The following is a 9,370-nucleotide window of genomic DNA, read 5'->3' on the forward strand; positions in this document are numbered from 1 at the left end:
TCCAGTTTTAAAAATTAATACTCAATCCGAGATTATACAAGCGGTATACGGGTATTGCTTCAATACCGCCCGAAAAGTGTGCTTCCGGCCCATAGACATTATGTTTCAATTTGTCCCATGTCACGAGGTTTTGACCACTGAAATATAATCTCACTCCATTGAAGACGTCAAAGGTGTAGCCGATCTCAAGATTCTTCAAACGGAGATAAGACTTATCTTCAAGGAAGAAATTACTTGCTTCATGATTGGAGTTTTTCTGTGCCGACAATGCCGGATATTTAATCTCTTCGCCGTTGGCATAACGTTCAGGTGTCCAGGCTGCTTTGTGCCATTCTGTATAAACACCCTCAAAAGAATATTCTACACGTCCCAATGACATATCAACCGTCCAGTAATCGGCAATACCCTGGAAAAGGATGCTCATATCGAAATTTTTATACTTGAATCCTCCGTTGAAAGCATAAAAGAAGTTAGGCAATGTTCCATGCCCGAGAGGGGCGCGGTCCTTGTCATTGATCTTTCCATCTGCATTCAGGTCATAATATTTCAGATATCCCGGAGAAGGAGTGCCGATTTCGTAAACAAGTCCGCTGTTATCTATTTCCTCCTGACTGTTGAAAAATCCGTTTCCATTATGGTCATCAACAATATAGCCCCAGGCTTGTCCGATCGGATAACCCTCGCTGCGGATGGGATAGGCATAATCAGCCGCTCTTTGACTCTCGTCCCAGAATATGATCTTGTTCTTATTATGAGCGACCCATCCTCCCAGGGAAATATTCAAATCAGGTGTGATATCCTTGTTATAGCCAAGGGTGATTTCATATCCTTTGTTTTCAAATATTCCGACGTTTGTTTTTGGGTAGTTGTCCATTGGTACACCTTGGTATTCAGGTGTCTTGGAGGTTGCGCTTGTTACGCCGTTTTCTGTTCTTTCGTTATAGAGATCAACAGAAAGGGAGAAGTTATTCAGCAGGGTCAGATCAATTCCGTAGTTCTTCTTAGTGATGATTTCCGGATCAAGGTATGGGTTGGCAACCTGGCCTTCATTCACGTTATGGCCACCCAGGAACCCGAAACCGCCGCCGGTCAGTGTAACGTTGTCGAGGTAGACATAGCGGCCTATACCCCGGTCGTTACCGGTTTTACCCCATGAGGCACGAAGCTTAAGATAGGTCAGGATCGGATTATCTTCGAGAAAGGTTTCATTAGTGGCTACCCAGCCTGCGGAGAGCGCCGGGAATGCCGTGAAGCGATTTTGCCGGGAATATTGTTCTGATCCCGAATAACCCAGATCAGCCCTTACCAGATAACGATCGTCATAACCGTAACCAATCCCAATACCTGAATTGGACCGCTTATAAGGCAACCCTCCACCGGCTTTGCTCAGGTGCTGATAGAAGCTGTATGCCATGGCATTGATATCGTGTACGCCGTTAAAGCGACGTTGATAGTTCAGCACACCCTTATAGTTCAGGTTGTAATAAAAGCTGGCGCTTGAACGATATTCCAAAGGTGTATTCACCTGTGTGCCGAATTTTTGAAATTCCAATTCGGAATAGTCTTTGGTGCGAATCCATTGTTCATAGACGCGGTTGGTATACAGGCCTTTCACGGCATTGGTCTGATAGCCGTAGCTACCGCTGATACTCAGCCCCGGAGTGATGAAGCCAAGATCCAACTTGGGCATAAACTGTGCATAGATATTGGTAACCGTATATTGGTCATAACCCAGACGATTAATCAGCGCCCATGATGTGATGGGTTCGGTTTCGGTAACCACTACCTCACCTCCGCTGATGTCTCCGGTTTCCGGATCTTGCACAAGCGGTGTTGTAGGGCCGTAAACATAGGGAGGAAGTGTGAAGAAGCGGTACCAGATCCTGTTCGCAAATCCGTCCCAACTGCCTCCGTGGCTGACTTCAACCGAATGTCCCCCGGGTGTTCTTTCCCTTTTGATGTTTCCACTCAGGTTGAGTCCGATAGATAGATATTTGGCAAGCTTTACATCCACATTTGACCGGATATTGGCCCAGATAAACTGGTTATTAGGGTTATACTGGGTTGTTGAAGGATCGACTTTCCACATACCGTCCTGGTTCAATACATTGACATTCGTATAGAATACGGCTCTATCGTTTCCCCCTGTCAGATTCACGTTGACACGACTCATCTGGGTAATATCTTTCGCGTTCATTGCTCTCCAGTTGTTGTTGGGAAAATAATCAGGATTCTCACCTGAAAGGAACCCGTCGACCGCTGTTTTACTGAAATAGGAGTACTCCCCGTTGCCATCGTTGAACCCGGCCTGATTGCGAAGTTGTACAAAATCGGCCGAGTTAATATGCGGTGGGGTTGTTGTCCTTTGTTCCAATGTATGATTTATCGTAACATCTATCTTAAGGGGCTGTTTGACTCCCCGTTTGGTTGTAATGACAACCACCCCATTGGCCCCCTGTATCCCGTACAATGCCTGGGCTGATGCATCTTTCAATACATTGATAGATTCCACTTCGTTGGCGGTGATATATTCAAAAAGCTGATTGGCATTGTAGTCGTAAGGAAAACCGTCAATGACGACCATCGCCGTACCCCCGTTGGGAGATGAATATCCTCGTACCCAAAGTTGAGTATTTGTACGTGCGGGCTCAGAGTATGTTTCACGTGTGAGAAGCCCCGGTAAACGTCCTGCCAGCGACATAGAAAGATTGGCTACAGGGGAGCGTTCCAACTCTTTCCCCGTAACCCTGGCAATCGAACCGGTCACTTCATCTTTGCGTTGCGTATAATTACCCAGAAAGACTTTTTCATCGAGATCGAATGTTTCGGCCCGCTTCAAAGTAACCTCCTGTGTTCCACCAAACGCTTCACTGATATCAAGACTTTGAGAAACATAACCGAGCAAAGAGAACGTGAGGTATTTACTTTCGTCGCTGATAGTAATATCATAACTTCCGTTTTGATCGGTGATCGTAATGTCTTTACCACTTTCAGATGTGATCAAAACTCCTTGCAGGATACGGCCGTATTCGTCTTTAACCGTCCCGTTCACTTGCGCATTGAGGGAGAGAGTCCATAATAGCATGCAAGTAAACGCCAATAGAGATCTTTTAATTGAATTATTCATAGATAGATCTATTTTTTAAATTAAAGAAATGGTTACCAACCCGGATTTTGCCAGTTATCTCCTGTCAGGGCCAACATGATGTTGACATCGTTCAACGGAATTGGAAATTTTAAAAACTTATTCTGATAACATAAGCGTTCCCTGGAAACAGGACCTCTTGCATACGTATAGCTGCCGTCTGCGTTACGGGTGATATGAGCAGCGGTGATCCAGCGGTCTGTTTTTTCGAGATTGTCACCGGGCTTGTGCCAGCGGCGAACATCGAAATAACGGTGTGCTTCGAAAGCCAGTTCCACTCTCCGTTCATTACGGATACGAAGAATAAGTTCTTCTTTGGAAAGTCCTGAAGGAAGCGGAGGCATATTTACACGGCCTCTGATGGCGTTGACCGCCTGGTATGCTTCTTCTATATGACCTGCCTCTGCGGCTGCTTCCGCCAGGTTAAGATATACTTCCCCGAGCCGCATTACTTTGGCATAAGCATGTCCTGCTGTTACCACTTCCTGTCCGGAATTGGGATGGAGGAATTTGCGGAGGAAATATCCGGTACGGGTTGCTTTACGCGTTGTCGGATGGCGTCCTGTCTGTGGTTCACCTGTCCAGGTGGCTATGATACGGGTACGGTAACCTTTACCTGCCGGGAAGTTTTCCACACTCTCCGATGTTTCGTCGAAAATCCAGTAACAGGTTCTTTTTGACCCGTTATAATAGATAGAGGCATAAAAGCGAGGATCCCGGTTCTCATAGGGATCTTGCGGATCGTAGAGTGTATTATTGGGGTTATAGTTTGCTTGCAGGTGGGTAACCTCATCAAGATACGGTTTTGAGAGATCAAGGACCGGTTGCCCGTCAATGGTCTCGAAACAATCGACAATCTCCTGTGAAGGGCAGGAACCCGATTTGTAACCCATTACCGCACCGATCCCCTCGGTATTGATCCAGTCCTGACCGGCATTGGTCTGGTAGATAGTCTCCTTGTCGGTCGGATTGCTCTCAAAACCCATATTGTTGCTAAAATATTCATTGAATAGTTTTGCCGCATCATTGGGGAGATGCACATCCGGATTATCTTTCCATGAAGAGAACTGGACCTGGTCGTATAATTGGTAACCGTTATTCCTCAAATTAGCCAAAGCCTGTTTGCTTATCTGGTAAGCTTCTTCCCAATAGTTTTCACCTCCGTTGTAAAGCGGGCTTGCGGCATAGAGGGACATTCTCGATTTGATGGTTTCCGCGACCGCCTTGGTAAAGCGGAACCCTTCATTACTCGTAGTAATCCTCCACTCCAGATTCGGGCTCGACAGAGCTGCATCGCAGTCTTCGAGGATGAATTGTACCACATCGTAGTAGGAACCGCGTTCGGTGGTCGAGAAATCGTCAGTATAGATATAGGCGGTTCTCTCAATAGGCAGCCCACACCCGAAAAATTTAAGTAATACCATGTAGTAATAGGCGCGTAACAGGTGCGCTTCCGCTTTCCAACGAGAACGGTTTGCCTCACTTTTTACATTTGCATTGTCGATATTATCCAGGAATACCGTACATTTGCGAATACCGGTCCACATACGGACCCAGTAGTTTCCATTACCAGCACCGTTATTTGCCCAATCCTCATTGAAACTGAAATGGTTTGCAGCCGATACGTTACCGCTATACAGCAATCCCGAAGTGATCCATGATTCGGCTTCGGCATCCGTATCCCATGCTTCATCACTCCAGTCTACCGGTCCACGCATATAGAAATAATATCTCTTACCTTCTCCCGGAATGTAATTATAGCAGGTATTCAGATATGCTGCCGTTTTTTCATCATCTTTAAAAACATCCTCAAGAGATATTTTGCCATCGGGAGCCTGGTCCAGTGCATCAGTGCATGAAAAGAGAAATAGCGTGAATAGAAGCGCCAGACCTCCGGTTTTTATTATCATATTATTATTCATCATTATATCGTCAATTTATCTGGTTAATAAACTTAGAACTTGATATTTGTGCCGAAGCTGAAAATACTGGTCTGCGGATATCCGATAGAGTCATCGTTTTCAGGATCCAGATGCCCCGGCCTGAATTTAGGTGACCAGGTAAATACGTTTTGACCATTCACAAAGAGTCTTAAATTGGAAATACCTAACATCTTAAGGGAGTTTGCCGGAAGTGTATAGCCAATTTCAAAGTTTTTCAAACGGAACAGGTCACGGTCAAAAACAAAGAATGAGTTGGCTTTGTGATTGGTTGATTCCTGTGTGTGCAGGGCGGGATAGGTGATTTCCTCTCCATTTTCCCAGCGTTCTTTTGTCCATGCTTTTTTATGATAAGGGAAATAGGTGCCGCGGATAGTGTACTCATAAGTGCCCTGTTGTGCATAGGTTGAATTGAATTTTGCCAAACCCTGGAAGAAAATATATGCATCAAAACCTTTCCATTGAGCGGAAAAAGATGCCCCGTAACTGTAACGCGGGATATTTCCCACACCAAGCGGAGCCTGGTCCTTGTCATTGACAATACCGTCATCGTTCAGGTCTTTGTAGACAAAATCACCCGGTCCCGGGGTTCCAAAATCGTAAGTTACACGGTTGGGGTCTGCCAGTGTTTCTTCAGTCCAGTAACCGTTGTCCTGATCCCAGTCAATGACGTATCCCCAGCTTTGTCCCAGAGGATAACCGGTGGAACGGTATTGGTAAGCATAGGTTTCATCGCGGGGGACTTCGTCCAAAGTAATCACTTTATTCCTGTTGTAAGATACCTGACCCTTTACATTAATAAATAAATCACTGTTCACCTGCTTATTATAACCTAATTCAATTTCATAACCCTTGTTGGATATTTCCCCCATATTTACTTTGGGAATATTTCCAATAGGTGTTCCCTGCCATGAGGGGATACTCTGTCGTGTTAAAAGGATCTGGGAGCGGTTTTCACGGAATAGATCAAACTGACCTGTGATATCTTTCGTGATGGAAAAGTCAAGCCCGAGATTATACTTGTCGGCAGTTTCCCAAGTCAGCATTCTGTTACCCAGCAATCCCTCGTTTACACCTTTCCCTGCAGCAAGGCTTCCCGAGAAACCTCCGCCCATGGTGATGTCATCAAGATAGAGAAAGCGGGCACTACCCATTTTGTCATTACCGACTTTTCCATAAGAAGCCCTGATTTTCAGAAAAGTAATGGTCGGATTATCGAGTAGAAACGCTTCGTTTGAGATAGCCCATCCTGCCGATATAGAGGGGAATAATCCGAATCGTTTCTCGGGGGAGAACTGTTCCGAACCATTATAACCAAAGTTAGCTTCGGCGAAATAGCGTGAAGCATAATCATAGGTAGCACGTCCTGCAAAACCCAATACATTGAAGGGGATCTGAGCACCCCCCGAATCCCAGTAGTCTCTTTCGGCGCGGAGCATACCCCCTATTGTATGTTCACCAAAGGTGCGGTTATACAAAAGTTGTCCCTGCACATTGATATTGTATCTTGAACCTTCGGAATAGGACATTGAGAAATTGTCCTGTTTCAGTTCATGTACTGAAAAAGTGAGTTCATCGGTATTCGGGTCAATGAATGCCTGATAATCTGTTTGGAACATATTTCCCCGTGTCATATTGTTTCCGTAAGCGTCATAGGAAATCATCCCTTTCAGAGAGAGGCCATTTGTGATCGCTCCCAAATCGAAATCAAGACCGAATGAAGAATTCAGGTTTGAACGGGTGTCGAGATTATAACCATACCAGTTCATAATCATAATGGGCGACCGGTCGGCATAATGGCCTACATTCAGATAGGTAGGGTCGAGCGGACGATCGGCCGGTACGCCGAATCCGGGGATAGTGGAAGGACCCGGAGAGATCGGCAGGATTGTTTGGGCCTGATAGATCATGTCACGTACCAACCAGTTCCTGTCACCTCCATACATAACGCCCGGGTTAGGCATATTCACTTTTTCAATATAGGTGCCTAAATTGAGGTAGGCATTCATCCATTTCGTTACTTTATAATCGATATTGGATCGGAAATTGTAGCGGTCTAACTTGAATGACGGATCATATTTCAGGATATCTTTCGAAAGGGTGTTCATGTTCCCACCCTGGTGAAGATAACCTACGTTCATAAAGTAAGAAACCTTGTCCGTTCCGCCGCTCATATTGGTGTTGACCGTGGTTTGCGGCGACCACCGTTTGATCAACATCCTGTACCAGTTATTGTCCGGGTACATCCATCTTCTTACAGCAGCTTTGGATTCATAATCCGGATCGTTTGGGTCGAGCCCTGTAAGCGGATTCTGGAACTTTTCAATGATATCCGGTGTGAATTGAGGGTCAAATCCGTCATTTATCATCGCTTCATTACGGAGATTCATGTATTCAACCGATCCGGGCATTTCCGGTTCCCGCGTGAGTTTAGAGTAACTCTGGGTAACATTTACCGATAGCTCAGGCTTACCTTCTTTGCCGCGCTTTGTGGTAATGATCAATACCCCATTCGCACCGCGTACACCAAATACTGCTGTTGCAGAAGCGTCTTTCAGTACCGAGATGGATTCAACCTCATTGATATCGAGCGTTCGGATATTATCCCGGGGAACACCATCAATAAGGATCAACGGATTGGTCCCGTTAATGGTACTTGCTCCACGCAGATACATGGTTGCATCGTCCACACCGGGTTGTCCCCCCACACGCTGCATTGATGTCAAACCGGCAATGCGGCCTGACAGCGCGTTAGCGAGACTTGGAGATGTGGAAACCCGCAAATCGCCGGTACTTACCGTGGAGATAGCACCTGTTACTGAAACTTTCTTCTGAACTCCGTAAGCCACTATAACGACTTCCTCCAGGAGTTCTGCATCTTCATTAAGGACTATGTTGATGGATGTCCTTCCTTTCACATCTATTACCTGGCTCTCCATACCCACATAAGATACTTCGATTTTTGCATTCGGCGGAATATTGGAGAGGATATACTTTCCGTCAAAATCGGTAATCGTCCCTTTTTCGCCTTCCCCAACAACCCTGAGGGTTACACCGATGAGAGGTTCATTCTTTGTGTCCGTTACGAATCCTGTAACGGTAATATTTTGTGCAAATATTCCGATTGAATACATGCATAAAAAAAAGAACATGAGCCTTTTCCCAACATTTACTGGAATTGTCTTTTTCATTCTTTCATTTTTTAGATTATTAAATATGAAAATTATTTGCTTTTAAGGTGGTATATAACTATTTTTTTAAGTGTTTGCTCAATTATTTTATAATGAGTCAGTAAGGGCATTATTTATTTCTTTGTCAGAACTGGAAATTCTCTATTCCACAGTTTGGCTTTTTTTAATAATCACTCATAATCGCCTGATGAATTAATAATAAATATACTTTGTTATATTTGTGTTTAATTTTTGTTGTGATGTATTTTTTGGAATGGGAAAATTAAATTAGTGACGTTCCCTCTAGCATCATCCTTTTCCATTTTCTCACCATGGATATTTAGTGACAGTATGCCTCAAATAGTATTACTGTTCCTGTTTTTGGAAAATTAGTCATTGCTTTTTTCTTGCATTTTCTCTTTAACTCCTAATTCACATGATTAATGAAATTTAGAAAGAGGCCATCACAATATTGATAACCTCTTTCTAATTTATCAGTAGTAACCTACATGAATTGGTAGGGACTTCCATGGACCTAAACCACATGTATTTTCAATTTTTACCATTAATGTATAATTACCTGATTTATTAAATATGATACCACACGTAGTACCTGTTGAGATTAATTCATTTTCTGGTTCATCAGGCATTATGCTCCAATGAAAATAATATGGCGTTGGAGCATTATTGCTTACATAAGCATAATAAAATACCCTTATTCCAAGAGAAACATTACTACTTGGTCCCGATATATCAGTAGGAATTGGTGTAATACAATCTATTGAGTTATTAACTGCTGGAATAGTTAATAAACTTGATAATAAATCTTGACTCTTCGTATTTTCTTCTCTCATTACGTTCTCCTGACTAAAGAGACCATAGAAGTAAAAAACGCATAAGATTATTATTAAATATTTTTTCATATTATAAAATTATTTAATGACTAGTGATTTTGTTTTTCAATTCACATGATGAGTATTTTATAAAATACCCATATATGAATGTCTGGCGGAGTAGAGTTTTTCATTATTATATAATTTATCTTTTAAATTTTTTTTAGATGACAAATAATTATTTCTGGGAGATTTAGGCGAATCTAATCTTCCTTTGTATTT

General features: G+C 43.5%; 4 protein-coding genes. All 4 read right to left on the minus strand.

Annotated features, from left to right (window positions below; translation table 11 throughout):
• Positions 1-7: 7 nt before the first annotated feature.
• Positions 8-3,127, minus strand: a complete 3,120-nt coding sequence (locus Q0502_RS16880) for a SusC/RagA family TonB-linked outer membrane protein (RefSeq protein ID WP_298653392.1) — start codon at positions 3,125-3,127, stop codon at positions 8-10.
• A 32-nt stretch (positions 3,128-3,159) separates the two neighbouring features.
• Positions 3,160-5,055, minus strand: coding sequence for a RagB/SusD family nutrient uptake outer membrane protein (locus tag Q0502_RS16885; protein ID WP_298653394.1), 1,896 nt, complete (start codon positions 5,053-5,055; stop codon positions 3,160-3,162).
• Between the two features lie 44 nt (positions 5,056-5,099).
• A complete protein-coding gene (locus tag Q0502_RS16890) occupies positions 5,100-8,276 on the minus strand; it encodes a TonB-dependent receptor (RefSeq protein ID WP_298653397.1) in 3,177 nt (1,058 codons plus the stop codon).
• A 473-nt stretch (positions 8,277-8,749) separates the two neighbouring features.
• Positions 8,750-9,178 (minus strand): hypothetical protein, encoded by a 429-nt coding sequence (locus Q0502_RS16895; RefSeq protein ID WP_298653400.1) that lies wholly within the window; start codon positions 9,176-9,178, stop codon positions 8,750-8,752.
• Positions 9,179-9,370: the final 192 nt, after the last annotated feature.

Source organism: uncultured Proteiniphilum sp. (genome assembly GCF_937873925.1).
In the GTDB taxonomy this organism is placed as follows: domain Bacteria; phylum Bacteroidota; class Bacteroidia; order Bacteroidales; family Dysgonomonadaceae; genus Proteiniphilum.